21 protein-coding genes and 1 pseudogene are annotated in these 26,874 nt (G+C 42.9%); 19 read left to right on the top strand and 3 right to left on the bottom strand.

What is annotated here, in order from left to right; translation table 11 throughout:
• The coding region (locus LI074_RS11965) for a DUF3990 domain-containing protein (protein WP_265107673.1) at positions 1–356 on the top strand (356 nt) is incomplete at its 5' end.
• Positions 344–574, top strand: a complete 231-nt coding sequence (locus tag LI074_RS11960; protein WP_025579156.1) for a hypothetical protein — start codon at positions 344–346, stop codon at positions 572–574. The genes LI074_RS11965 and LI074_RS11960, both read left to right, overlap by 13 nt.
• A 149-nt stretch (positions 575–723) precedes the next feature.
• On the opposite strand, the gene LI074_RS11955 is transcribed toward LI074_RS11960, so the two are convergent.
• Complete coding sequence (locus LI074_RS11955; protein WP_173698215.1) at positions 724–2,001, bottom strand: sensor histidine kinase; 1,278 nt, start codon at positions 1,999–2,001, stop codon at positions 724–726.
• 143 nt (positions 2,002–2,144) lie between these two features.
• On the opposite strand from LI074_RS11955, the gene LI074_RS11950 reads away from it, so the two are divergent.
• The 6 genes from LI074_RS11950 (at position 2,145) to LI074_RS11925 (ending at position 9,883) form a co-directional block, all read left to right on the top strand.
• Positions 2,145–2,816, top strand: a complete 672-nt coding sequence (locus LI074_RS11950; protein WP_118341571.1) for a response regulator transcription factor — start codon at positions 2,145–2,147, stop codon at positions 2,814–2,816.
• Positions 2,817–2,900: 84 nt separating this feature from the next.
• Positions 2,901–5,369 carry an ABC transporter substrate-binding protein gene (locus LI074_RS11945; RefSeq protein ID WP_173698216.1) on the top strand — a complete coding sequence of 823 codons (2,469 nt, stop codon included), beginning with the start codon at positions 2,901–2,903 and terminating at the stop codon, positions 5,367–5,369.
• A gap of 53 nt (positions 5,370–5,422) precedes the next feature.
• Complete coding sequence (locus LI074_RS11940) at positions 5,423–6,367, top strand: carbohydrate ABC transporter permease (RefSeq protein ID WP_082433129.1); 945 nt, start codon at positions 5,423–5,425, stop codon at positions 6,365–6,367.
• Positions 6,364–7,251, top strand: coding sequence for a carbohydrate ABC transporter permease (locus tag LI074_RS11935; protein WP_243868823.1), 888 nt, complete (start codon positions 6,364–6,366; stop codon positions 7,249–7,251). The genes LI074_RS11940 and LI074_RS11935 overlap by 4 nt, the downstream gene beginning before the upstream one ends.
• A 26-nt stretch (positions 7,252–7,277) precedes the next feature.
• Positions 7,278–8,801 carry an HlyD family efflux transporter periplasmic adaptor subunit gene (locus LI074_RS11930; protein ID WP_173698217.1) on the top strand — a complete coding sequence of 508 codons (1,524 nt, stop codon included), beginning with the start codon at positions 7,278–7,280 and terminating at the stop codon, positions 8,799–8,801.
• Entirely contained in the window at positions 8,798–9,883 is a 1,086-nt protein-coding gene (locus LI074_RS11925; RefSeq protein WP_025579166.1) for a hypothetical protein, read from the top strand. Before LI074_RS11930 ends, LI074_RS11925 begins: the two co-directional genes overlap by 4 nt.
• Before the next feature lie 56 nt (positions 9,884–9,939).
• Here LI074_RS11925 and LI074_RS11920 read toward each other — a convergent pair.
• Positions 9,940–10,134 (bottom strand): annotated as a pseudogene (locus LI074_RS11920) (transposase); the annotation flags it as partial.
• A gap of 198 nt (positions 10,135–10,332) precedes the next feature.
• Here LI074_RS11920 and LI074_RS11915 point away from each other — a divergent pair.
• From LI074_RS11915 to LI074_RS11895, 6 genes are all read left to right on the top strand, one after another.
• Positions 10,333–10,617 carry a hypothetical protein gene (locus LI074_RS11915; protein WP_227219448.1) on the top strand — a complete coding sequence of 95 codons (285 nt, stop codon included), beginning with the start codon at positions 10,333–10,335 and terminating at the stop codon, positions 10,615–10,617.
• A 25-nt stretch (positions 10,618–10,642) separates the two neighbouring features.
• A complete protein-coding gene (locus LI074_RS18190; protein ID WP_416386353.1) occupies positions 10,643–10,774 on the top strand; it encodes a DUF6783 domain-containing protein in 132 nt (43 codons plus the stop codon).
• Positions 10,775–11,161: 387 nt separating this feature from the next.
• A complete protein-coding gene (clpB, locus tag LI074_RS11910; protein ID WP_120062526.1) occupies positions 11,162–13,753 on the top strand; it encodes an ATP-dependent chaperone ClpB in 2,592 nt (863 codons plus the stop codon).
• Complete coding sequence (locus tag LI074_RS11905; RefSeq protein WP_173697406.1) at positions 13,754–13,927, top strand: DUF4250 domain-containing protein; 174 nt, start codon at positions 13,754–13,756, stop codon at positions 13,925–13,927.
• Between the two features lie 426 nt (positions 13,928–14,353).
• Positions 14,354–15,793: a sodium:proton antiporter gene (locus LI074_RS11900; RefSeq protein WP_055052588.1), complete on the top strand. Its 1,440-nt coding sequence runs from the start codon at positions 14,354–14,356 to the stop codon at positions 15,791–15,793.
• A gap of 15 nt (positions 15,794–15,808) precedes the next feature.
• Complete coding sequence (locus LI074_RS11895) at positions 15,809–16,810, top strand: cytidylate kinase-like family protein (protein WP_055052587.1); 1,002 nt, start codon at positions 15,809–15,811, stop codon at positions 16,808–16,810.
• Between the two features lie 75 nt (positions 16,811–16,885).
• On the opposite strand, the gene LI074_RS11890 is transcribed toward LI074_RS11895, so the two are convergent.
• Positions 16,886–18,220, bottom strand: coding sequence for a sodium-dependent transporter (locus LI074_RS11890; protein ID WP_118509247.1), 1,335 nt, complete (start codon positions 18,218–18,220; stop codon positions 16,886–16,888).
• Positions 18,221–18,393: 173 nt separating this feature from the next.
• On the opposite strand from LI074_RS11890, the gene LI074_RS11885 reads away from it, so the two are divergent.
• The 5 genes from LI074_RS11885 to LI074_RS11865 all read left to right on the top strand — a co-directional run bounded on the left by LI074_RS11885 (position 18,394) and on the right by LI074_RS11865 (position 26,674).
• Positions 18,394–19,278 carry a LysR family transcriptional regulator gene (locus LI074_RS11885; protein WP_173698218.1) on the top strand — a complete coding sequence of 295 codons (885 nt, stop codon included), beginning with the start codon at positions 18,394–18,396 and terminating at the stop codon, positions 19,276–19,278.
• A gap of 232 nt (positions 19,279–19,510) precedes the next feature.
• Positions 19,511–19,978 carry a MarR family winged helix-turn-helix transcriptional regulator gene (locus tag LI074_RS11880; RefSeq protein WP_008706650.1) on the top strand — a complete coding sequence of 156 codons (468 nt, stop codon included), beginning with the start codon at positions 19,511–19,513 and terminating at the stop codon, positions 19,976–19,978.
• A gap of 140 nt (positions 19,979–20,118) precedes the next feature.
• Entirely contained in the window at positions 20,119–22,281 is a 2,163-nt protein-coding gene (locus LI074_RS11875; protein WP_173698219.1) for an ABC transporter ATP-binding protein, read from the top strand.
• Positions 22,278–24,116 (top strand): ABC transporter ATP-binding protein, encoded by a 1,839-nt coding sequence (locus LI074_RS11870; RefSeq protein ID WP_173698220.1) that lies wholly within the window; start codon positions 22,278–22,280, stop codon positions 24,114–24,116. Before LI074_RS11875 ends, LI074_RS11870 begins: the two co-directional genes overlap by 4 nt.
• A 500-nt stretch (positions 24,117–24,616) precedes the next feature.
• Positions 24,617–26,674, top strand: coding sequence for a HelD family protein (locus LI074_RS11865; RefSeq protein WP_173698221.1), 2,058 nt, complete (start codon positions 24,617–24,619; stop codon positions 26,672–26,674).
• Positions 26,675–26,874 lie beyond the last annotated feature (200 nt).

Genomic DNA, 26,874 nt, shown 5'->3' with positions numbered 1-26,874 from the left:
AGCGTCTGGAAGCACGCGACTTCAGTCGTGTGAGGATAAAGTTTTTAATTCACAATGCAGATGTAGACTGGTTACATTGCATTGCCGCTCATCGAAAGAAAAAAATGTTCATCGAAGTTGAACGTGAAATGGCAAGGTATGATATCATTGCAGGAAAGATTGCGGATGATGCAACAAACGCTACCCTTACTGCTTACCTTGCCGGGGTTTTCGGGACAGCAGGCGATAAGGAAGCAGACGATTTCTGTATCAGACAGTTGCTGCCCAATAAACTAAAAGATCAATATTGCTTCAAAACAGAAGCCGCTATTAGGTGTCTGAAATTTGTGAAAGGTGAGAAGATATGGCTGAGGTAACAATTCCAAAAGAAAAAATGAATTATACAATAGATCTTCTTATCACTATGGTGACAGATGAGATTGCAGAAGAAACGGGCAAGGACAGAAAAGAGATATTGACAGATTTTCTATGTTCAAAGACAGGAAAAGCACTGTATGATGAGAAGACAAAGTTGTGGTGCACTGGCCCGGCATATATAGCTGAACTGTATATGGAAGAATTAAAGAAATCCTGATATGGGATGTGAGTTTAAATTTATACGACAATATGGTGATAAAAAACTTCTATTTCGAGGAAGTAACAAATAAACCTATATTATTCACGGCATAGCCGTGAATAATATAGGTTTATTTATAAATTTTTATGTTACAGAAAATTACTGTGTTATGCCAACGGCAGAGAAATCTGAAAAGTAGAACCACCGCCCGGGGTATCCAGTACAGAGATTGTTCCTTTATGAAGTGAAATGATCTCATACGCAATACACAGTCCCAGACCAAAATGCTGCCTGTTATTTCTGGCAGAATCTGCCCGGTAAAAACGCCGGAAAACAGAAGTCTTGGCAGAATCCGGAATACCGGGTCCGTTGTCTTTGACGCGGATAAGAAAGTGCGTTTCGGTCTGTGAAAGGGAAAGAACAATTTTCCCGTTTGCGGGGACATAACTGATGGCATTGTCAAGAAGGATTCCAAGCACCTGACTGATCCTTTCCGGGTCACAGGGACAGGAAGGGATTTCCTTTTCCGGAAGTTCAATGAAAAATTTCATATGGTGGTCCTGCATCAGGGGTTCATACTTTTCGTAGGTATCCAGAAGTAAAGTATCCAGTTCACAGAAAACCGGATGCATTTTCCAGGAATGGTTATCTGCATTTGACAGAGAGAGCATATCATTTATCAGGAGCGACATTCGCGTCCCTTCTTTTTCTATGACTGAAAGAAAATGTTCCTGTTCTTTCGGATCTGCCTTTTTCATGGCAGAGATTCCGGACAGGATTACTGCCAGAGGGGAGCGAAGCTCATGGGAGGCAGCAGCGATAAATTCGGTCTGTTCCTGCCTGCTTTTTTCCAGGGGAGTGATCATTCTTCCGGTAAAGAACCAGGAACAGATACTCAGAGCCAGAATTGCCAGAAAAGCTGCGCCGGAGAATGCAAGTCTCTGTAACAGAATCCTGTGTTTTACAGAATCCAGGGAATACAGGATGATCATACTGACGGTTCCGTGGCTCTTGGGGATCAGAGCAGTGGAAACATAGAAATCTTTCATCTGAAAAAAGATCCGTTTTGTCAGTTTACTGACCGCACCGGGATTGGAAAGATCAAGTGCATAGGAAGCAGCAGAGATTTCTTCTGCCTTCCGGAAAATCGTTTCATCCAGAGAATCCGTCTGTAGTTTTTTCAGATAAAGAGAATTTCCGTTGTCTCTGATATCCATGGAAATATCATAATTTTTTTCTGCCTGCAAAATCCAGTCACTGCTGATGATACTCTGCGTTTCCAGATGAGAGATACAGGAGATGGCGTTGTTCTGAAAGGTATTCCACGCATTCTGGCCTGTGCTGTTTTCTGCGATGAAATTACAGGCAGTTGTCATAATAAAAATGACGATGCCGATGATCAGAGCAGAGAAAAAAGTCATTTGAATATGAAGTCTGCGAAACATGAAATATTTACTCCTTTATGAGATTGTATGGTAATTGTATCATGAAAACCTGTAAATAATCTCTAAAAAAATTCCTGTAACCGAGTATAGAGACAATTTAGAGAAAACTCATGTATAATGAAAAATCAGGAGGATGAAAACAGATGAAAATTTTACTGATAGAGGATGACAGGGAACTGGCAGATAGCATGAGATTTCAGCTCGAAAAAGAAGGCTATGAGACAGATATCTGCGATGACGGAGAAGAAGGGCTTTATTATATGAAAGAACGAAGCCATGATCTGGTGATCCTGGACCGGATGCTCCCGTCCATGGATGGTATCACTGTTTTGCAGGAAGCCAGAAAGAATCATGTTTCCACACCGGTGATCATGCTGACTGCACTGGGAGAATTACAGGATAAACTGACCGGACTGAAAGGCGGCGCAGATGACTATATGGTGAAGCCGTTTGCCTTCGAAGAACTTCTGGCAAGAATACAGTGTATGGTTCGAAGACCCGGAAGATGGGAGGACACGGCAGTATTATCGCTCGGAGATCTTATTTTTGATCCCGAAAGCGGCAGACTGGAAGGAAACGGAAAGGAATGTACCCTTTCCAAACGGGAAGGAGCACTTCTGGAGCTGATGCTTCGAAACGCCGGTCAGACACTTCCGAGAGAGGTGATCCTCAACCGTGTCTGGGGAGCAGACAGTGAGGTGGAGGATGGAAATCTGGATAATTATATTCATTTTCTGAGGCGAAGATTAAAAAGTGTCAGAAGTACACTGAACCTGAAAACCGTCCGGGGAATTGGATATCGGCTGGAAAATTAGAGAAAGTTTAGAGATTTGCCTGTTACAATCCATTTATCCTGAGAGGGACAGAAAGAAAATAAAAACATGGAGGTATATCCTGATATGAGAAAAATAAAAAGGTGGAAACAGGGAATCGCCGTTGCCGGAGTGATCGCACTTACTGGCAGCCTGCTTGCCGGATGTGGCGGTGCAGATGGAAAAAATTCCGGAAGCAAAGGAGAAACAGGAAGCATCAATCAGGCAGGGAATGCAGATACAGCAGATCTTGTGAATGTAAATACCGACAATTCAGATGGTAAAAAAACAAAAGATGAGAGCGCAAAAGCAATGGGACGTTTTCTGGAAAATGATCTTACAGTACCTGAAAACAGCCAGTTTCTGAGAGATGTCAAAGTACTCGACTCAGGTGCATTGCGCATGGTTTATTACAGTACAGCAGATAACTGTTATTATGCAGCAGATTCTGCAGATAATGGAGAAACCTGGACGAATGGAAAAAGTCTGGAAGAACTGTTGGGGCTTAAGGAGAATCTGGGAGAATATATCAGCGTTGTTTCTGCAGCAGCGGATGGAAGTATATTTGTCGGGGCAGATCTGTCTCCTGACAGGGACAATGAAAATGCACAGACAACAGCCGACAGTGGGGAAGAGGATTCTGCGTATGACAACCTGAAAATGGAATTTTTCTATCTTTCCCCTGATGGAAATGTACAGAAAGTTGATACCGGAGATACGATTCAGTCTTCCTATACATTTCAGGCATGTTTCACAGAGAATGGGACAGTTCTTATCGTAGATCCAGGCAATGGCGTAGCAGAGATCAATCCTTCAGATGGAAGTCTGGTGAGAAGATATGAGGAAGGAATCCGTGTTGATTTTATCGGAACAGCAGGAAAAATGTTGTTTACCATTCAGGATCAGACTCTTCACGGATATGATCTGGATACTGGAAAACCACTGGACAATATCAGCGCGCTTACAGAGCAGATCCAGTCTGATGAGCAGGATGTCAACTGGACAACAACCAGCAGTTTTCCGCTTATGTTCTTAAAGGGAGATGAGGATAACAGCCTTTTTTATATTGATCATACCGGTGTTTACAGATATGTTCTGGGAGGCAGCACAGTGGAACAGATAATCGATGGTTCCTTGAATTCGCTCAGTTCACCGGATACAGGAACTGTAGCATGGGGGCAGGACAGCGATGGAAACTTCTATGTGGGCTGCAATGCAGGAGAAGATATAAAAATTTATTCTTATGTATATTCTAAAGATACCCCAACGACGCCGGATACAGAGCTGACTGTTTATTCCCTGAAAGATAATGATTTCATAAAACAGGCAGCAGTGCTTTTCCAGAAGAAATATCCGGATGTTTATGTAAATATTGAGACGGGAATGTCGGGAGATGATTCTGTTACAGATACAGATGCGCTGAAAGTTCTCAATACAGAGATCATGGCAGGAACAGGGCCGGATGTCCTGCTTCTGGATGGTATTTCAGAGGATACTTATATAGAAAAAGGAATGTTGGAGGATTTAAGCGGGGTATTAAAAGATACAGATATCCTGTCCAATATCAAGGACGCATATACAAAAGAGGACGGAAGCATTTATACCATGCCTGTCAAGTTCGGCATTCCGATGATAGAGGGAAATAAGGATATCATAGCCGGAATTACGGATCTGACAACAGAAGCTGATGCAGCGGAGTCGCAGAAAGATAGCTATGGAAAATTACAATTCTTCAGCGATTTTTCTATAGCACCATCCTATCTGATACAGGGAACCATAGATAATAGTATACCTGCATGGATGAACGAAGACGGAACTCTGAATGAAAATGCTGTGAAAGAATATCTGGAACAGGTAAACAGGATCTGGCAGACTCAGAAAAATGCGATAGAAGAAACAAAGAAAGCTTATCAGATGGGGGATGACTGGGCAGATTCAGATCATTCAGGATATATGGACATTTCAGGATCCGTAACCAGTCTGCTTGCAAAAGTTGATACAGTAGCAGCAGGAGGCCTGCTCTCACCGGAAGGTCTGGTATCTTTAGATTCTGCAAGAAAAGTAGATCCGGATCTGGATTATAAACTTCTGAACGGACAAAGCGAGAACTGTTTCTATCCAAGGAGTGCTGTCGGGGTCAGTGCAAAGGCATCCGAAAAAGAAGCGGCAGAGAAGTTTGTCAAGTTTCTGTTTGAAGAGGAATCCCAGAGAGCAAGTAATACGGAAGGGTTAGCTGTAAATAGTAAAGTTTATGAGGATATGGCTTACTGGAAAATGGGAAAATCCAGCGGAGATACCATTGGCTCGATCGGAACCTCTTATGATACGGGAGATGGTAATATCAAACAGTTTGTGATGGACGAGATCATTCCGGAAGATGAAGCAATACAGAACATCATGGATCTGGGAAAAACACTTACTGTACCTGCAAAGAGTAATCAGATCATCCGAAGTGCAGTAACGGAATCCGGTGAGAAATACCTCAATGGAGAAACGGGGCTGGATGATGCTGTGAAAGAGATCATGCAGGAAGTAAATCTGTATTTATCTGAATAAGCGGCTGTCTGCTGCTGATTACCCAATACTGCAAGGTAAGGGAGTTTAAGAGAATGAAGATTAATTTAAAAGAACACTTATCTTTAACAGAGAAACGGAACGCAAAATCAGATTTGCTGTTTAGTCGGAAACGAAATCGCAGAAGATGTGCAGCTTTCAGAAATACACAAAAAGGTCTGGCTTTTATTCTTCCGAGTTTTGCAGGTGTCTGCATTTTCTGGCTGATCCCGTATGTGGATGTGATCCGCAGATCTTTTTGCGGGGCAGTGAATGGAGAATTTGTGGGGATAGAGAACTACAGGACGATATTTGCAAACAAAGCGTTTCGTCTGGCAGCAGGCAACACACTTCGGTTCTTCGGAGTGTGTGTGCCGCTGCTGGTGGTATTGTCTCTGATCATAGCAGTCCTGCTTGCAGGGCAAAAAAGATTTACGCAGATTCTGAAAAGTTTCTTTCTTCTGCCAATGGCAATCCCTGTAGCATCAGTGGTACTTCTGTGGAGACTGCTTTTTGACGATCAGGGCTTATTGAATCACCTGCTTCATATGTTATCTGTTCAGACGACTGACTGGATGAATACAGGTGCTTCCTTTTATGTACTGGTGATCAGTTATATATGGAGAAATCTTGGATATGATGTAGTGCTCTGGATGGCAGGATTGTCTGCCATTCCGGCGGCACTTTACGAGGCAGCAAAAGTGGACGGGGCAGGGGAGTGGAAATGTTTTACGAAGATCACACTCCCGAATCTGCTCCCGTCCCTTTTTACGATCGTGGTACTTTCTGTACTCAATGCATTTAAGGTTTTCCGTGAGGCATATCTGGTGGCCGGTGATTATCCGCAGGAAAAAATGTATCTGCTTCAGCATCTGTTTAACAACTGGTATAGGGACCTGTCGCTGGATAAGATGTCGGCTGCGGCAGTGGTGACCGGACTGGTGATTTTTCTGCTGATCCTGGGATTGTGGAAAGCCTGGGGGAAAGGCGGGGCAGAATGAGAAAAGTTATGCAGATATTCCGTATCAGGAAGATAGGAAGACTGCTCCTTGTACTCCTTGCACTGGTGGCAATATTTCCGGTATTTTTTTCAGTTACAGGATCACTGATGGGGCAGAAGGAATTAAATGATCTTCTGGGGGCGGTACTGACAGCAGACAGTGGATCTGCTTCCGGTCAGGCAGTCAGTTATGTATTCTGGAGAGTACTTCCGCTTTATCCGACGCTGAGATCCTATGTGAAAGTCCTGCTGGATTCTCCGGAGTTTTTTGGGATGTTCTGGAATTCCGTAAAGATTACTGTCGGAGTTCTGGCAGGGCAGATCCTGGTGGGAGTACCGGCAGCGTGGGGATTTGCCAGATATCGTTTTCCGGGAAAAAATCTGCTGTTTATGATCTATGTGGCATTGATGATGATGCCCTTTCAGGTAATGATGCTCAGTAATTATTTGGTTCTGGATCAGATGAAACTTCTGGATCATCTGTGGGGGATTATTCTTCCGGCGGCCTTTTCCACGTTTCCGGTTTTTATCATGTATCGTTTCTTTGAGAGTATTCCGGAGGCACTGATGGAATCTGCGCGGCTGGACGGGGCGGGTGAGCTGCTTATTTTTATCAGAATCGGAATCCCTCTGGGTTCTGCGGGTATCATTTCGGCACTGGTTCTGGGATTTCTGGAATACTGGAATCTGATCGAACAGCCAATGGCATTTCTGAAGACCAAAAGTCTGTGGCCGCTGTCTCTGTACCTTCCACAGATCGATATCTCCCAGACAGGAAAGGCATTTGCGGTATCTGTTCTGGTTCTGATCCCGGCAGTGATCGTTTTTCTGGCAGGGCAGGATTATCTGGAACAAGGGATCATATCCACGGCAATCAAGGAATAGAGCGACAGAAACGAGAGGATTTATCTATGAAGAAAATAAAACTGATAAAAATTCTGGCAGGATTTTTTGCCCTGATGCTTTTGTTTACTTTTCTGTCCAGGGCGGCAGATTCGGTGAATGTAGCACAGGTAGAGACAAAAACAGCTCAGAATCAGGTGATCACGCATGAGGTGACCGGCACAGGTAAAGTGATGGGAACCAGAGAACGGGCAGTTTTTACCCAGGAGGGACAGAAGGTGGAGCAGGTTTATGTGCAGGAAGGACAGAATGTGAAAAAAGGGGATGCGCTGCTGAAGTTTTCTGTAAAATATCTAAAAAAAACCATAAAGGAAAAACAGGATGCCATAGATGTTCTGCAGGGGAAGATCAATGATCTGATCAGTGCAGAGTCTGTGAATCAGCAGAAGAGAAATAATGAGTTTTCAGATGCACAGGAAAATTATAACAGTGCGGTTTCCAGCGGAAATTACAGTGTGCAGGCGGCACAGAATGAGGCAGCCATAGCCAGACAGAAGCTTCAGGATTATTACGCACAGCGGGATGCGGCGCAGAATGACGTACAGGATAAGATACCGGATGAGGAGAAGTTCAGTGATTCCAGCGAGTTTGATGATCCGGGAAATACAGACGATTTCGGGAATACAGATGATCCGGAGAACTCCGATGATTCCGGAAATATGGATCGCACAGATGGCGAAGGGAATAAAAATACATCAGGAAACGGCGACAATTCGAATGCGCAGGACAATTCTCAGGAGCAGGTTTTGATTGATGATATCCGGGCGAAAGAGGAGGCGGTGAATGAAGCCATGCTCAGCCGCAGAAGAGAACTTCAGTCAGCAGAGCAGGCAATCCGGGATACGCAGATCGGTGATGCTTCGGATTCCACGCTGGAGAATACGCAGGCGGAACTTGAGACTGCGCAGAAAGATCTGGAAACGTTGCAGAAAGTGCTGGCACGAAAGGGAAAAGTGAAAGCACCCTGTGATGGTGTGATAAAGAGTCTGAGTGCAGTGACAGGAAGCCAGACAGGAGCGGAAGCTGCGGTTGTCCTTTATGAATCCAAAGGAACCTTTCGGTTTCAGGCAGAGGTCAGCAAAGATGATCTGAAATACATAAAGAGTGGCGGAGAGGTAATTTTAAAAGGTGCGGATGAAAAAGAGATTACAGGAGCGAAAGTGGAGTCTGTGAAAGAGGACAGCAGTAATGAAAATCAGTACATTCTTTCTGTACAGGTACCGGAGGGAACTCTTTCCATAGGTGATACTGCGGAATTTACAATCTCTCAGGATGCAGGTCCTTTTAATGCCTGTGTTCCGCTGAGCGCATTGTATGAGGAAAATGGCAGATACTATGTTTATGTGACAGATACACAGAACACCGTCCTGGGTGAGGTACTGGTAGCGCGAAAAACGTATGTGAATGTGAAAGATAAAAATTCTTCCACTGCTGCGCTGGAGAACGGGGATTTATCAAGTGACCAGAAAATCGTGACTTCCAGTGACAGAGAGATCAGCAGCGGCAGCCGGATCAGGCTGCTGGAGGAATGAGTGTCAGAAGTCAGAGTGCCTTTTTAAGGAAAGCCGGTACTCTGACTGTGTGGCTGATTATTTTCTGTATTTATTTTCTGGGAGTCTATAATTATGTGCAGATCAGAAATGATACAGCAGTATCAGTGTTTCTGTCCGCAGCTTATCCTGACAGGAAAGGAGCAGAAAATATCCTGAAGCAGGAAAGAAAAAGTGAGAAGCCTTATGATGTATGTTTTTATGCAGATGCAGGGTTGAGGGAGATTTCTGCGAAAGAAGGAAACCGGCAGGCACAGGCGATGACTGTGTATCTTAAGGGAAATCCCGCAGGGTATGACTGGCAGGCAGCAGCTCTGACAGAAGGTGATCCGGATGGTTGCGTGATTGATGGTACAACTGCCTGGGAGCTCTTTGGCAATAAGGTTCCGGGTGGTCAGATTCTGTTTCAGGGACGTACTTATACTGTCAGGAAAGTTGCGGACTGGGGGCAGAAAATTCTGGTTTTCGGGGCGGCTTCTGCGGATGATACCGAGACGGAACTTTTTTATAATCGTTTGTTTATCAGAAGGAGAAATGGAGAAACCGAAGAAAGTACAGTGAACGGATTTCTGATGAAATACGGACTTCAGGGAACTGTGGTATCCTCGACTTTACCGAAAAATGCAGGACTGGCGGCATTACTGCTGCTTCCGGCGGTTCTTTCTGGCAGTCTGTGGACGGAAATAAGCAGAGAAAAAAAGAACTATACAGTGAAAGATGCAGAGTACTGGTTCTGCAACCTGCTGTACAGTGTAATGGCAGGGACGGTGGTCTGGCTTCTTTTTACACATCTGACCTGGCCGGAGGGATGGATTCCGTCAAGGTGGTCTGACTTTGGGTTCTGGAAAGAAAAGGTGGATCAGGCTGTGGCAGAATTTAAGCTGTATCTGATGCTTCCGAAGACGGTATCCCAGACGGAAGGTATGATTCTTGGCGGGAAAACGGTTTGTGCAGGAGGGGGTTCCTGTTTTCTGTATTTGTTGTGGAAAGTATATGAAAAGGGATATGACAGAATCTCTGACAGAGGAAGGCGAGGGAAGGATTTTCCAGTGGAGCAGAATTAAATCCCTCTGGCAAAGTTCTAAGCAGTTATTAGGCTGTCAAGGTTCGTTAATAGTTGCTATTCCAACTGTATATTCAGCTTACCGATATTTGAAAATGTCTCATAGAATTCATTCTTATAAGGGCAGCTGCTACACAGCTTGAATGTGATATATCTTGCTGAATGAACTACTTTTGCAGCAATCTTCAGCAGTTTTAAGCGGACGGTATCAATGCGTTGTTTTCGCATATTTGCTGATAACACCAATCTTCTAAGGCTAAGGTGTTTACAATACTCCTAAAGGGCTCCTTTGGGTTATTTTTTAAGATTCGACACCTTAATTTTACCACAAATGGATGCTCTTTTTTCATTCATCTGATAGGTGAAAAGCAATATTCAGTTAAAATATAGAAACTATGTGGTTTTCAGCCACTTTCACGACTGTGCCGTGAATAATCTAGGTTAAATATTTTGTCCAAAAAGAAAGAAAATGCGGCGGTGACAGTTTATACACTGCAACGGACAAAATTATCTCAAACAGATGTAGATAACTTTAATGCACAGTATCCTAAACTGGATGTGAAGTACACAAAAGTATTTCATGATCGTTTTTTAATTCTTGATAAAATGAAAGCATATCATGTGGGTGCGTCTTTGAAGGATGCAGGTAAAAAATGTTTTGGAATTAATCTGATTGAAGATGCAGGTATTGTAAGAGATATTTTACAGAGATTGGAATTGGAAACAGAAGAATAGAAAAATAAGTTATGCAGAGAAAGGCGTGAGTCATAGAAAGGTGGCTTGCGTCTTTTTCTGTCTGGAAAGGAAGTGGGGCGTGCAGATTGCGGAAATGATTTTTCAGACACGCTCTAGAACACTACGGGTATGTGGAGCGAAATATAATCAGAAATGAATCCGGATACTGCACCAAGATATAAAAAGTATATTCCATATTGGGCATAATTTAAGTTTCGTTAAGTTTCACTCAGTTCTGTTTTTACAGAGCGCCATTTTTTCTTGGTTCATATTTCTCGCATCCGTCACAGGTCTGTGGCTGGGTGATTTTCCATTCAAAATATTTATCTTTGGTAATCTCATCGGATTTCAGTTCATCCATCCGAACTACCCATTCTTTCAGAAAATCATTCAGAAATTTCCGAGGGTCACAAATTCTTTACAAAATATTAGCACTCACCTATTGACAGTGCTAACAACATGTGTTATATTACATGCAGAACAAAGAAAACAACATATTTCTCCTGTGGGAGAGATATTTCTCATATAAGAGGAGGGTTAGCCTATGAATATCAGTAAATTTACACAGAAATCCGTACAGGCTGTCCAGGATCTGGAGAAGGTTGCTTATCAGTTTGGCAACCAGGAAATTGAAGAGGAGCATCTTTTATATGCTCTGCTGGAACAGGAAGACAGCCTGATCCTTAAACTGATCGAGAAGATGGAGATAGATAAAGATTATTTCAGAAATTCTCTGAATCAGGCACTGGATGCTAAGGTTAAGGTATCTGGCGGTGAGCTTCGTTTCGGACAGTATTTGAACAAGGCTCTGGTCAGTGCAGAGGATGAAGCCAAGGCAATGGGTGATGAATATGTCTCTGTAGAGCATTTATTCCTTGCTTTGTTGAGATATCCAAGTCCAAGCATGAAGAAACTGTTTCAGGAATTTGGCATTACTAAGGAGCGTTTCCTGCAGGCACTTTCTACAGTACGAGGCAATCAGCGTGTAGTCAGTGACAATCCGGAAGCTACTTATGATACTTTGAACAAATATGGTGAGGATTTAGTTGAAAAGGCACGTAACCAGAAGCTGGATCCTGTGATCGGACGTGATGAAGAAATCCGTAATATTATCAGAATCCTTTCCCGTAAGACCAAGAACAATCCTGTGCTTATCGGTGAGCCTGGTGTAGGTAAAACAGCAGCAATCGAGGGTCTTGCACAACGAATCGTGGCAGAGGATGTGCCGGAAGGTCTGAAGGATAAGAAGATTTTTGCCCTGGACATGGGTGCTCTGGTAGCAGGTGCCAAATACAGAGGTGAGTTTGAGGAACGTCTGAAAGCAGTCCTTGAAGAAGTAAAGAAGAGTGAAGGAAACATCATTCTTTTCATTGATGAGTTACATCTGATCGTTGGTGCAGGTAAGACTGACGGAGCCATGGATGCAAGCAATATGCTGAAGCCTATGCTTGCAAGAGGTGAGCTTCACTGTATCGGTGCCACAACTCTGGATGAGTACCGTCAGTATATTGAGAAAGATGCAGCTCTGGAACGTCGTTTCCAGCCTGTTATGGTAGATGAACCTACAGTGGAGGATACCATTTCCATCCTTCGTGGTCTGAAGGAGAGATATGAGGTCTTCCATGGTGTTAAGATTACAGACAGTGCACTGGTTGCAGCAGCTACACTTTCACATAGATATATCACAGACCGTTTTCTTCCTGATAAGGCCATTGACCTGGTGGATGAGGCCTGTGCCCTGATCAAGACAGAGCTGGACTCCATGCCTTCAGAGCTGGATGAACAGCGCCGTAAGATCATGCAGCTGGAGATTGAGGAATCTGCACTGAAGAAAGAGACAGATAACCTGAGTAAGGAACGTCTGGAAGCACTTCAGAAGGAGCTGGCAGAGCTTCGTGATACCTTTAATACACAGAAAGCACAGTGGGATAATGAGAAGCATTCTGTAGAGAAATTACAGAAGCTTCGTGAGCAGATTGAGGATGTGAATAAGCAGATCCAGAAAGCAAAACAGAACTATGATCTGGAGAAGGCCGCACAGTTACAGTACGGCGAACTTCCGAAATTACAGCAGCAGCTGGAAATCGAAGAAAAGAGTGTCAAAGAAAGTGACAGAAGTCTGGTTCATGAGGCAGTTACTGATGATGAGATCGCAAGGATCATTTCCAGATGGACCGGTATTCCTGTAACAAGACTGACAGAAGGCGAGAGAGCCAAACTCCTCACTCTGGAAGATCAGCTTCACAAGAGAGTTGTAGGCCAGGATGAAGGTGTGAAGAGGGTTACAGATGCAATCCTTCGTTCCAAAGCCGGTATCAAGGATCCGACCAAGCCTATCGGTTCCTTCCTGTTCCTTGGTCCTACAGGTGTAGGTAAGACAGAGCTTGCCAAAACTCTGGCGGAGAATCTGTTTGATGATGAACAGAATATGGTCAGAATTGATATGAGTGAGTACATGGAGAAGTATTCTGTATCCAGACTGATCGGAGCGCCTCCGGGATATGTAGGATATGAGGAGGGTGGCCAGCTTACTGAGGCAGTCCGCCGTAAACCATACAGTGTTGTACTTTTCGATGAGATTGAGAAAGCACATCCGGATGTGTTTAACGTACTGTTACAGGTACTGGATGATGGCCGTATCACAGATTCTCAGGGACGTACAGTTGACTTTAAGAATACAATTCTTATCATGACTTCCAACATCGGTTCTCCGTATCTGCTGGATGGTATTGATGAGAATGGTGAAATCAAACCTGAGGCTCAGAGCCAGGTTATGGATGACCTGAGAGGTCATTTCCGTCCGGAATTCCTGAACCGTCTGGATGAAATAATTATGTTCAAGCCCTTGACAAAATCCAATATTGGTAAGATAGTAGACTTGATGGTCGGCGAGCTTGACAAACGTCTTGCAGACCAGGAGCTTTCCCTGGAACTGACAGATGCAGCCAAGAATCAGGTTATCGAGAATGGCTATGATCCGGTATATGGTGCACGTCCGCTGAAACGTTATCTGCAGAAATATGTAGAGACTCTTGCGGCGAGAAAGATTTTGTCCGGAGATGTTCATGCAGGTGATACTCTGGTGCTGGATGTTCAGAATGGGGAATTCATTGTTACGGTAAAGGACGGAAACTAAATGATACCCAAAGATCCAATGATTCTGCTGAGTTATGTGAATACTCAGCTCAGGGATTACTATGATTCCCTGGAAGCACTCTGCACATGCAGAGGATTGAAGAAAGACGAACTGGTGGCGAAGATGCATTCCATCGATTATGAGTATGATGAGGTAACCAATCAGTTCATATAAGAAATATGCGAAATGCTCTCTGACAGCGGGAATTGCTGTTGGGGAGCATTTTTCGTATTGCATATAAGAAAGCTCCCTGCTTTAATTGCCCAAAAGTGATAAACTGCGGAGCAGTTATTGGGTCATGTGTTTCAAAATCAGTACAATTTTAAAAAATAGATAAGGCAGCACAAAAAAATGTCAGTAATAAAGATTAAATCGTTAAAATATAAACGAAAATAATCAGGGAATATGTAAAAAATGTATAAAAAAACAGGAAATAAAGTATAAATATTCACTATCCACACAATTGATTTTTGTATGCTGTATGATATAATTGCATCTGTAAAAAACAAGCGCATATTAAATAGGAAGAAACACGTATATGAAAAAAATCTCCTGAATGATAATCGCGCTGTACGAAAATACAATATGGAGGTGGCAGTTTTGAAAAAGTTGGTGACCGTACTGGGTGCTTTTTTTGCAGTTCTTCTGGCTTGTCCGTTGAGTGTATTTGCGGCAGAAGGCAGTAAAGCACCATCTACAGTACCTGTATGGCTTTGCATTCCCTTTGCAGGGCTTTTGTTATGTATTGCAGTGATGCCTCTGGTAAAAGCGGAGTGGTGGGAGTCTCATCAGCCACTGGTTGTTGCCTTATGGATCATTCTGATGGTGGTTCCATTTGCTTTCGTTTATGGAGCCGGAAAGACTGCAGAGACAGTTCTGGACTGTATTGTGAATGATTATCTTACATTTATCATTCTGTTATTCGGTCTGTTCTGCGTATCAGGTAATATTACCATGGAGGGTGATTTCGCAGGTTCCCCCCGTGTTAATGTAGGTCTGCTTGCACTGGGAACTCTTCTGGCAAGCTGTATCGGTACCACCGGTGCCAGTATGCTGATGGTACGTCCGGTAATTAAAATGAATTCATGGAGAAAGAGAAAAGGACATATTATGATCTTCTTTATCTTCATGATTTCCAATATGGGTGGATGTCTTACCCCGATTGGAGATCCGCCGCTGTTAATGGGATTTATGCGAGGTGTTCCATTCTTCTGGAGCCTGCATCTGTTCCCTGTACTGATCTTTAATATGGTCATTCTGCTGTTTGTATTTTATCAGATTGATAAACGTTCCTACAGAAAAGATATTGCAAATGGCCGTAAACCGGATATCCGTAAACCGGGTACTCAGTTTCGTCTGGATGGACTGCACAATATCATTTTCCTTGTGATGATCGTTGGCGCGGTAATTTTAAGCGGTGTACTTCCGGGAATGTCCGCATTCCAGGATGCTGCAGGCAATGTAAGAGGCATTCATCTCTTTGGAGAAGTAACCCTGACATTCCCGGCTCTGATCGAAATCGTGATCATTCTGCTTGCTGCTTTTCTTTCCTTTAAGACAACAGATAAGCAGATCCGTATCAGGAACCATTTTACCTGGGGTGCGATCCAAGAGGTTGCGGTTTTATTCATCGGTATTTTTATCACCATGCAGCCTGCATTGATGCTTCTGAAAGCTGTAGGACCGAATCTGGGAGTTACTGAACCGGCAGAGATGTTCTGGGCAACAGGTGCACTTTCCAGTTTCCTGGATAACACACCTACTTATCTGGTATTCCTTACAACAGCCGGAACGCTGGCATTTACAAATGGAATCACAACCACACTGGGAACAGTACCTACCAAGATTCTGTCTGCCATTTCCTGTGGTGCGGTATTCATGGGTGCCAACACTTATATCGGAAATGCCCCGAACTTTATGGTAAAGGCAATCTCTGATGAGAACGGTGTGAAGATGCCGTCATTCTTCGGATATATGCTCTGGTCTGTGGCATTTCTGATTCCGGTGTTTGTTATTGATATGTTTGTATTCTTTTTATAAAGAGGGAGGATCATTATGCAGGATAATCAGGAAAAATGTAAAGAACTTGCAATACGCATTTATAACCTGGACGAAGAAGTTTATAAATGTGTGGGTTCCTCTCTGGGACGTACATTTACAGGACAAAAAGAAACAACTCTCCGTCATCTGGCAGCACTGATGTATACCAAGCCGGACGGACATCTGCTCAGAAGTGAACTGGCGCTGATCAGTAACATGGCCCGTACCATCAGGGATAAGAGCGAGAGAAGACGTCTTATGATAGAGTATGACAGTATTCTGAAAGAGATTGAAAGTCTTCCGGATACATTTGGACAGACAGATATTGTAGATAAAGAACGTATCAGTCTGAATAATCTGATCGCAAGACGCCAGAATGAGATTTCCGAAAATGATCATCTGATCATCTGTATCAGCCGTACACAGGGAAGTGGCGGTAATGATATCGGATTTGAACTGGCGGATCAGCTTCAGATCAACTATTATGATGCAGAAATTTTTGATCAGGTTATGAAGCGTCTGCAGGCAGACAAAAATGCAGTCAGTGATACTGGTAATTTTGAAGGGTTTGATAAATACAGAAAGAAAAAACACACAGATCTGAAAACCTGGTTCAGGGAATTCAATCGTTATCATGGACTTCCGAAGCAGGACGCAGTATTTTTCAATATGAGTGATCTGATCTGTGAACTGGCAAAGAGTGAAGACTGCGTGATCATGGGACGTTGCGCAGATGCGATTCTTAAGAATAATCATATTCCTCATATCAGTCTGTTTATCAGTGCTCCGTTCCAGGTTCGTGTGCAGCACGTTATGGATATCCGTAATATGAATCTGAAACAGGCAGTACGTTTTCTGAAGCAGATGGATAAGCAGCATAAGAAATATTATGAATTTTATACCGGTGAGAAATGGGGAAAACCGGAGAATTATGATTTGTGCATCAACAGTGCCAACTATGGACTGAAGGATACAATTGAGCTGATCCGGAGAATGCTGGATCAGAAGGTTCACTAAAATTAAAAATGATGGTTGGATAAAAAATAAGCTCTGTGGATAGAAGTTTTGATCCACGGAGCTTATTTTTCTTTTTTATTTCCAGTTGAATGTGAACATTCCATAAATATAGATAAAGGCAATTATAATCGGAAGTACAAATCGGAAGAGCGGTTTCATCCAGCTCTGTACCTTTAAGCCCTTACCGGTATTGCTCTCTTTGATAAAGTTATCCCATCCCCAGCCGAACTTATTACAGCAGAAGAGTGCAAGGATGAGAGAGCCAAGGGGTAAAATATTGTTGGAAACAATAAAATCCCAGAAATCAAGCCAGGTAGTTCCTTCGGCAAATGGCTGGAAGTGGAAAACGCTGAAACCAAGGGCTGTGGTAAGTGCCAGAAGAAAGACACCTGTGCCGCAGACCACGCTACCTTTTGGACGAGACCAGCCGGTGAGCTCACGTATCATTGCCAGGATGTTTTCGCACACTCCCAGAACTGTTGACATAGCTGCAAATACCATGAACAGGAAGAATAAGGAACCCCAGATGCGACCTCCGGACATGTTGTTAAAAACTGCTGCCATTGTATCAAACAGAAGGCTCGGACCTGCATTTACTTCCAGATTAAAGGTAAAGCATGCAGGGAAAATAATAACTCCTGCCAGAAAAGCAACCAGTGTGTCCAGTGTGATCACATGGATAGCTTCCCCCATTAGAGAATGCTCTTTGCCAATATAGCTGCCAAAGATAGCCATGCCACCCATACCTGTAGATAAAGTAAAGAATGCCTGGTTCATTGCCCCTACGATCACCGAACCATCAATCTTTGAGAAATCCGGTTTCAGATAAAAGGTCATTCCCTCACCAGAGCCTTTCAGAAAAAGACTGTGTACAGCGAGAGCAAGCATCAGTACCAGCAGTGCAGACATCATATATTTTGTCACACGCTCCAGTCCTCCCTGAAGATTGAAGGAAAGGATGAAAAATGCAATGACTACAGTGACCAGTAAGAAGAATACATTCACAGAGGGAGAGGAGATCATGGCTGAAAATCCCAGTGAACCATTTTTACCTCTGAGAAATTGTACAAAATAATAAATGATCCAGCCGCAGACAACAGTGTAAAATGCCATCAGGGCAATGTTGCCAAGCAGACAGAACCAACCGAAAATCCCCCATTTCTGTCCTGGCTTTTCCAGCTTACGGTACATGAAAAGGGGACTTGTCTGAGCCGCTCTTCCGATGGAAAATTCCAACACAAGAGCCGGGATTCCCAGGATGACCAGACACAGAAGATAGATCAGCATAAAGCTGCCGCCGCCATTTTGCCCGCACATCCACGGGAATTTCCACACATTTCCGCAGCCAATGGCGCAGCCGGCGGAAAGCATAATGAAGCCAAGCCGGCTTCCAAGCTGTTCACGTTTCATAAGATAACGCTCCCTTCAGAAGTTCATATAAAGGATATTATAAGATAAAAAACAATATTTGTAAAATTGATTGTTTTGTTGTATATTATTGAAAATATCGTTTGTATAAGAAAAATAACTCTTCTGCGTTTTGATGGGAAAATATTGAAAAAAATATGGGAAAGGAACGAGAAATGGATACAAATGTGTTAAAAACTTTTATTGCAGTATGTGAATATTCAGGATTTTCGGCTGCTGCAAAGGAACTGGGATATACGCAGTCTACAGTTTCTTCACAGATTAAACAACTGGAAAAGGAACTTGATGTCAGGCTGTTTGACCGTTATTATCATAAAATCAATCTTACGGAAAAGGGAGTTTTAGTTTTGCAGCAGGCTCGAAACATTCTGAAGGCACAGGCGAAAATGCTTGATTCGCTGAATTCGGCTGAAAGCATTGAAGGCGAGATCCGGTTGTCTATGTCCAGTTCTGTCTGCAGCAGATATTTTAAAAATGATTTTCTGCGTTTTCATCATCAGTATCCGGAAATAAAAGTGGAGATAACAGAAAACGGTACAGAGCAGATGTTTGATAAATTGCGGAAGAACGAAACAGATCTGGTTTTTACTCTGGACAGGCATATTTATGATTCGGATTTTATTATTTGTGCGGAACAGGAAGAACAGGTTCATTTTATTGCAGCGGCTGATAATCCTGTTGCAGGCTGTTCATGGAAATTAAGTGAAATTTCTCAGAATGAGTTTGTGTTAACAGAACAAGCCATGAGCTACAGAAAAATACTGAATGAAACCCTTGCGTCCCAATCACTGGAAATCCGTCCGGTTCTTGAAATCGGAAATCCGATTCAGATATGTGAACTGGTAAAAAACAGCAGCCTGCTTTCCTTTCTTCCGGATTTTATTTCGGAGAAATATGTGAAAGACGGACAGATTAAAAGACTGGATGTTGCCGGCTGCCCGGTAACTGTATGGACACAGTTGCTGCTCCACAAAAATAAATGGCGGTCTCCGGCAATTAATGCGTTTATAGAATTTTATAAAGAAGTTATGCAGAGATAGAGCTTGAAGAATATTGGAAATTTTATTCGACCTGAGATGAAAAATATTAGCCGGGCAAAATAAAATTGAATATTTACAAATTGGAAATATCAAAGCTAAATCTAAAATAATTATAAACTGCACAAAAAACACTTGCATTTTTTGTCTAAAAGTATATTATATATGATTAGTCAGGCTAATTAAAAATAATATCAGACCTGAAAGAGGACAGAGGCCGGAAAGGAGTGAAGTTATGTGGTGCCCGGAAGAGGAGAAGAAAGAGAAACGAGAAGAGAAAAGCATGCCTGCTCTCTTTATGGAAATCAACCGCCAATATGGTATGAGATGTATGCAGCGTATACGGGAAATCGGTATCCAGCAGGGACAGATGCCGATCATTATGATCGTATACAGACATAACGGCTGTAGCCAGAAGGAGATTGCAGAGTGGATGTGTGTAACACCGCCCACTGTTAATGTAAGTATCCAGCGTCTGGAGAAAGCCGACATTGTCTGCAGGAAACGTGATGATAAAGACCAACGCATCATGCGTGTATATCTGACAGAAAACGGAAGAAAAATCGTGGAGGAGCTCCAGCAGGAAAGCAAAGCTGTGGAGAAAGTGATGTTCAGCAATTTCAGCGAAGCAGAGCTATGTCTTTTACGAAGGTTTTTTGGGCAGATTCTGGATAATATTTCGGAGATACCTGTCAACAGGTAGAAACTGAAAAATACATGGTGGAGCAGATTGAGAAAACTGTATCAGCATGTTCAGATAAAAATAATATTGTCTGTAAAAGAACTGACACGTGAGTTTAAACAGACATACATATTAAAAATAGGAAAAGAGGGAATCAAGCAATGATTAAACTGATGAAATATCTGAAGAAATCAGCGGGATACATTGTCCTGATCATAGCACTTCTGTTTCTGCAGGCGTACTGTGATCTTTCCCTGCCGGATTATACCTCCAAGATCATTAATGTAGGTATCCAGCAGAAAGGTATTGAAGACAGTGTGCCGGATAAGCTTCGGGATTCAACCTTGCAGAATCTTCAGATTTTTATGGATGAGGATCAGAAAAAGGAAGTTTCACAGAATTATACACAGGAAGATGATACCTGGGTATTAAAAGATGATATTTCCAAAGAAACCAGAGAGAATTTAAATGAGGATTTCTCAAAGGCAATGATGATGGTATCTGCCTTTTCCGAAGACAGTGAACAGGGGCAGGCAATGGTTGCACAGATGGGCCTTCCGGAGGGAACAGACCCACTGACAGCGCTGGCGCAGATGCCGGAAGAAGCAGTACAGCAGATTATGAGTCAGGTGGATGAGAAGCTGAAAGATATGCCGGAGTCTATTGTGACACAGGCTTGTGTTTCCTTTGTTGCTTCAGAATATGAAGCACTGGGGAAAGATGTGGATGCCATTCAGATGCATTACATCCTGATGTCAGGTATCAGAATGCTTGCCATGGCTCTGGTGATCATGCTGGCAGCAATCAGCGTCACATTTATTTCGGCCAGAGTGGCAGGCAGACTTGGTCATGACCTGAGAAACAGCATTTACCGCAAGGTTATGAGCTTCTCCAGCAGAGAATATCACAAATTCTCCACAGCATCCCTGATCACACGAAGCACCAATGATGTGCAGCAGGTACAGCAGGTTATGGCAATGATGTTCCGTATTGTTCTGTACGCGCCGATCCTTGGTATTGGTGGTGTGATCAAGGTATTGAATACAGATTCTTCTATGACATGGATCCTTGGTGTGGCAGTTGGCCTGATCCTGATTGTGATCTTTGTGCTGTTCCAGGTGGCAATGCCAAAATTCACTATCTTACAGACTCTGATCGACAGACTGAATCTGGTATCCCGTGAGATTCTGACAGGTATTCCTGTTATCCGTGCATTCAGCCGTGAGAAGCATGAGGAAGATCGTTTTGAGAAAGCAAACCTGGATCTGACAAAAACAAACCTGTTTGTCAACAGATGTATGACTTTTATGATGCCCATTATGATGTTGATCATGAATGGTGTATCTGTACTTATTATTTACAGTGGTGCCCATGCAGTAGACAACGGAACCATGCAGGTTGGTAATGTTATGGCATTTATCCAGTATGCAATGCAGATCATTATGTCCTTCCTGATGATCACTGCAATGTCTATTATGCTCCCGAGAGCAAATGTTGCAGCGCTTCGTATTGATGAGGTTCTGAAAACAGAGGTTTCTATTCAGGATCCAGAAACTCCGGTACATCCGTCAGAAAATGTGAAAGGTGAGATTGAATTTGACCATGTATCCTTTGCTTACCCGGAAGCAGGTGAGAATGTACTGACAGACATTTCCTTTAAAGCAAAGAAAGGTCAGACGATTGCAGTGATCGGAAGTACTGGAAGCGGTAAGAGTACCCTGATCAATCTGATCCCAAGATACTATGATGTGACAAAGGGTTCTGTTAAAGTGGATGGTGTGGATGTCCGTGACATGACTCAGAAAGAGCTTCGTGATAAGCTGGGATATGTGCCGCAGAAGGGTGTACTTTTCTCAGGTACTATTGATTCCAATATCCGCTATGGTAAGCCGGAGATTACTGATGCACAGGTAAAGGAAGCAGCAGAGGTTGCACAGGCTACAGAATTTATTGATACCAAACCGGAGAAATATGAATCTCCTGTATCACAGGGAGGCACCAATGTTTCGGGCGGACAGAAACAGCGTCTGTCCATTGCCAGAGCCATTGCAAAGGATCCGGAGATATTTATCTTTGATGACAGCTTCTCTGCTCTTGACTTTAAGACTGACAGTCAGTTAAGAAAGGCATTGAAGGAGTACACCAAGGATGCAACTACTGTGATCGTTGCCCAGAGAATCAGTACTATCCTTGGTGCAGACCAGATCATTGTACTGGACGACGGACATATGGCAGGTATTGGAACTCATAAGGAACTGATGGCAAATTGTGAGGTATATCAGCAGATTGCAAGATCTCAGTTATCAGAGGAGGAACTGGCATGAGCGAACAGAGAAGAAGAGGTCCTATGGGAGGACATGGACGTATGATGTCCGGCGAAAAGGCGAAAGACTTCAAGGGCTCCATGGCTAAGCTTTTCCGTTATATGGGACGATATAAATTCCGCTTTATACTGATGTTTATCTTTGCAGTAGCGGGAACTGTGTTTAGTATTGTAGGGCCTAAGATTTTAGGTAAGGCGACCACAGAGCTGTTTAACGGCCTGGTTGCCAAGGTAAACGGAACCGGTGAAATTGACTTCGGAAAGATCGGGATGATCCTGTTATGGACACTTGGATTGTATGTGTTAAGTGCATGCTTTTCCTTTGTACAGGGATTCGTAATGTCAGGGATCTCAAATGATGTTACCTATAATCTGAGAAAAGATATTTCAAAGAAAATCAACAGACTGCCTCTGAACTATTATGAGAGCAGAACAAACGGTGAGATCCTCTCCCGTATCACCAATGATGTGGATACTCTGCAGATGAGTCTGAACCAGAGTCTGACACAGCTGATCACATCAGTGACAACCCTGATCGGTGTATTTATTATGATGCTTTCCATCAATGTGTGGATGACTCTGGCAGCACTTCTGATCCTGCCGGTTTCCATGTTCATCATCCAGACTGTCATGAAGCATTCCCAGAAATACTTCCAGGATCAGCAGAGCTATCTGGGTAAAGTAAACGGTCAGATCGAAGAAAACTTCGGTGGTCATAATGTGGTCCGGGTTTTCAACAAAGAGAATGATGTAGTAGAAGAATTTGAGAAAGATAATCAGAAGCTTTATGAATCTGCATGGAAATCTCAGTTCTTCTCAGGAATGATGATGCCGATCATGCAGTTTGTAGGTAACCTTGGATATGTAATGGTAGCTCTCTTAGGCGGCGTGTTTGTAATCAAAAAAAGTATTGAAGTCGGTGATATCCAGTCCTTCTTCCAGTACATCCGTAACTTTACACAGCCAATTCAGCAGATCGCACAGGTTACAAACCTGTTACAGTCCTCAGCAGCAGCTTCCGAACGAGTATTTGAATTCCTGGAGGAGCCGGAAGAGAGTCAGAATGAGAAGAACCCTGTAGATGTTAATACACTTACAGGAGATGTACAGTTTGAACATGTAAAATTCGGTTACAATCCGGATAAGATCATTATCAATGATTTCTCTGCAGATGTGAAGGATGGCCAGAAGATTGCCATTGTAGGTCCCACAGGTGCAGGAAAGACAACTATGGTGAAACTGCTTATGAGATTCTATGATCTCAATGGCGGAAGTATTAAGGTAGACGGTTATGACATCAAAGACTTTAACAGAAGTAGTCTGAGAGAGATGTTTGGTATGGTGCTTCAGGATACCTGGCTGTTCTCAGGAACCATTATGGAAAATATCCGTTACGGACGTCTGGATGCTACAGATGAAGAGGTGATCGCAGCAGCAAAGGCAGCCCATGTGCACAACTTTATCATGCAGCAGCCGGGCGGCTATGACATGGTTCTGGATGAAGAAACCAGTAATATTTCCCAGGGACAGAAACAGCTTCTCACTATTGCCAGGGCAATTCTTGCCAATAATAAGATCCTGATCCTGGATGAGGCAACCTCCTCTGTAGATACCAGAACCGAAGTGCGTATCCAGAAGGCTATGGATAACCTGATGAAAGGAAGAACAAGCTTTGTTATTGCACACAGACTTTCTACCATCAAGGATGCAGATCTGATATTGGTTATGAAAGACGGCGATATTATCGAGCAGGGAAATCATAAAGAACTCCTTGCTAAGAAAGGTTTCTATGCTGATCTGTATAACAGCCAGTTTGAGAATAAGGCAACTGCTTAAAATATAAAGTTACAATCCCTCAGGGGTATTTGTGAAAGAGAATATATCTGGTTTCAGGCTAATGCAGATATTTCCTTCGCCAGGAAGATATAGAATCATACAGATACCGGCTGAGGGATTTTTGCCGGATTTACGTCTTTTCTGTAAGAGGGTAATATGTTATAATTAAAAACCAATCTACGAAAATTGATATATTTTGTTACTGTTCACTGGTAATATCCCGCGAGGTGTTTTTTGTGAGCGAAGGTCACAGAAAACCCGAGACATACCGCGCGAATTTATGCGATTAGCATAAATTAAGTTTGCGAAGCAAACGATACTCCTTGGGCATTGCACGAGGAGGTTCATATTTCCTGCATCGCGAAGCGTGTTGCTGGGAACGGAGTGAACAGTAACTATATTTTATCATCATAATAATAAGAGAAAATGATAACAATAATAAGGAGTATTGTAGCTGTGAAGTTACTGAACAGTTGCAAATATCAGAGGATATCAACAATATGACAGATAAGAAAAACGGCAGAGAATATCTGGGCTATGTGCTGGAAAAATTAAAAGAACGTATCACAGAAATCAGCCTTTCTCTGGTGGAAGGCCAGAAAGAGATTGAGGGAATGCATGAGTATTACTGGGAAAATTATACAGAGATGGACCAGTATGGTTATGAGAATTATGATAATCAGCAGGCATTGTTCCGCCAGATTTCCGCAAATGAAGAGCAGCTGATCCTGAAACAGAGATTTCGCAGAATGGCAGATTCTCCATTCTTCGGAAGAGTGGATTTCATTTACGAAGGAGAGGACGAACCGGAGATCTTTTATATTGGAATTGGAAATTTTGCAGAGAAAGCAGGGCATATTCCATTAGTATACGACTGGCGTGCTCCGGTAAGCGGTCTGTTTTATGACTATGACAAAGGACCGGCTTCTTATGAGGCTCCCATGGGCGAGATTCATGGCGAGGTTGCTTCGAAATGGCAGTATAAGATCCGCAACGGAAAAATGATCTACGAATTTGAGAGTGATGTGAAGATCGATGATGAGATTCTGAAAGCAGAGCTGGGAAGTAACGGTGAGGTGCAGCTTAAGAACATTATCCGTACCATTCAAAAGGAGCAGAATGCCATTATCCGAAATACCAAAGACAGGATTATGGTGATCCAGGGTGCAGCAGGAAGCGGGAAAACTTCCGTGGCGCTTCACAGGATCGCCTATCTTCTCTACCATGACAGACAGAATCTGAAGTCTTCCAATATTCTGATCCTGTCACCAAATGGAGTGTTTTCCGATTATATTTCCCATATCCTTCCTGAACTGGGAGAAGAGAATATTAAGGAAATGAGCTTTGATCTTTTTGCCTATAAGCAGCTTAGGGATACAGTTTCTGACTGTGAAGACCGCTATGATGAAATTGAACGCAGAATCCGTTTTCCGCAGAAAGCTTCTTTGGCAGAGGAAAAGCAGTCCATGGAATTTATAAATCTTATGGAACGTTATCTGGTGGAACTGGAAGACCGGCTGATGAATTTTAAAGATGTGGAATATAAGGGATTTGTAAAGAAAGAATCAGAGATTATTGAATTGTTTTATTTCAAATTCCAGGATTTTCCACTGCTCTCAAGGATGGATGCAGTTGCAGATTATTTCATTGACGAGGTGGAAACTCTGCGGGATCGTGATCTGGCAGATGATGAGAAAGACCTGATCCGTGAGAAATTCATGAAGCTGTATGTGACCGGAGATCTTTATGTGATCTACAGTCAGTTCCTGAAAGAAAATGGATACAAAGGACTTCCGCGTGTTTCTTATGAGAAAAGGAAGCTGAAATATGAGGATGTTTATCCTGTTCTTTACCTGAAATATCGTTTGCAGAGCCAGCAGGGAAGAAGCAATATCAAGCATCTGGTGGTAGATGAGATGCAGGATTACTCAAGGCTTCAGTATGAAATTCTGCAGAGGATTTTCTCCTGCAGAATGACGATCCTGGGTGACCGGGCACAGACTATGGATGATAAACAGCAGGATGTGCTGAAATTTCTGCCGAAGATTTTCGGGAGGGATATCCACAAGATCATTATGAATAAGAGTTACCGTAACACCATAGAGATTGCGTCTTATGCAAATCAGCTTGCGGGTATTGAAGATATGGAACTCTTTGAACGTCATGGTGCTCCGGTGGAGGAGAAAATATTTGCAAATATGAGCCATGCTGCGGAAGAGATTGCAGAAACTCTGAAACTCGGCGAAGAAGAATATGAAACAGCAGCGGTTGTCCTGCGTACAGAGAAAGAAGCAGAACATATGTGGCTTCTTCTGAAGGAAATTCTGGGAGAAAAAGGATTTGATATAAAAGAACGTCTGTCTTATCTGGACAGAAACAGCACAAGCTTTAAGAAAGGTCTTACAGTTACGACATTCTATCTGGCAAAAGGTCTGGAATTTGATCAGGTATTTGCAGTATTTCCGCAGAAAGATCAGAGCCCGCTTGTGCGTCAGGCGAGATATATCGCTGCAACAAGAGCCCTTCATGAACTGCATATGTATGAAGTGGAAAAATAAAAAAGTAATCGTATGTCTCGGGATAGTGGTGTGTGAACAGTAACAAGTAATCTCTCAGTTACAGAGAAAAAAAGATAAATGGTATGATGAAGCAGAAAAATGGAGTTATGACAGACTATGCAAATCGCAGAAGGCTGAGAAATCGACATTGACATCTATGTAATGAAATTGTAAAATATATAATGTTAGGGGCAAAATAT

It is taken from the genome of Blautia sp. MSK18_10 (assembly GCF_020553185.1).
GTDB classification, from domain to species: Bacteria; Bacillota; Clostridia; order Lachnospirales; family Lachnospiraceae; genus Blautia_A; species Blautia_A wexlerae.
This window is presented reverse-complemented; position numbering and strand designations above follow the sequence as displayed.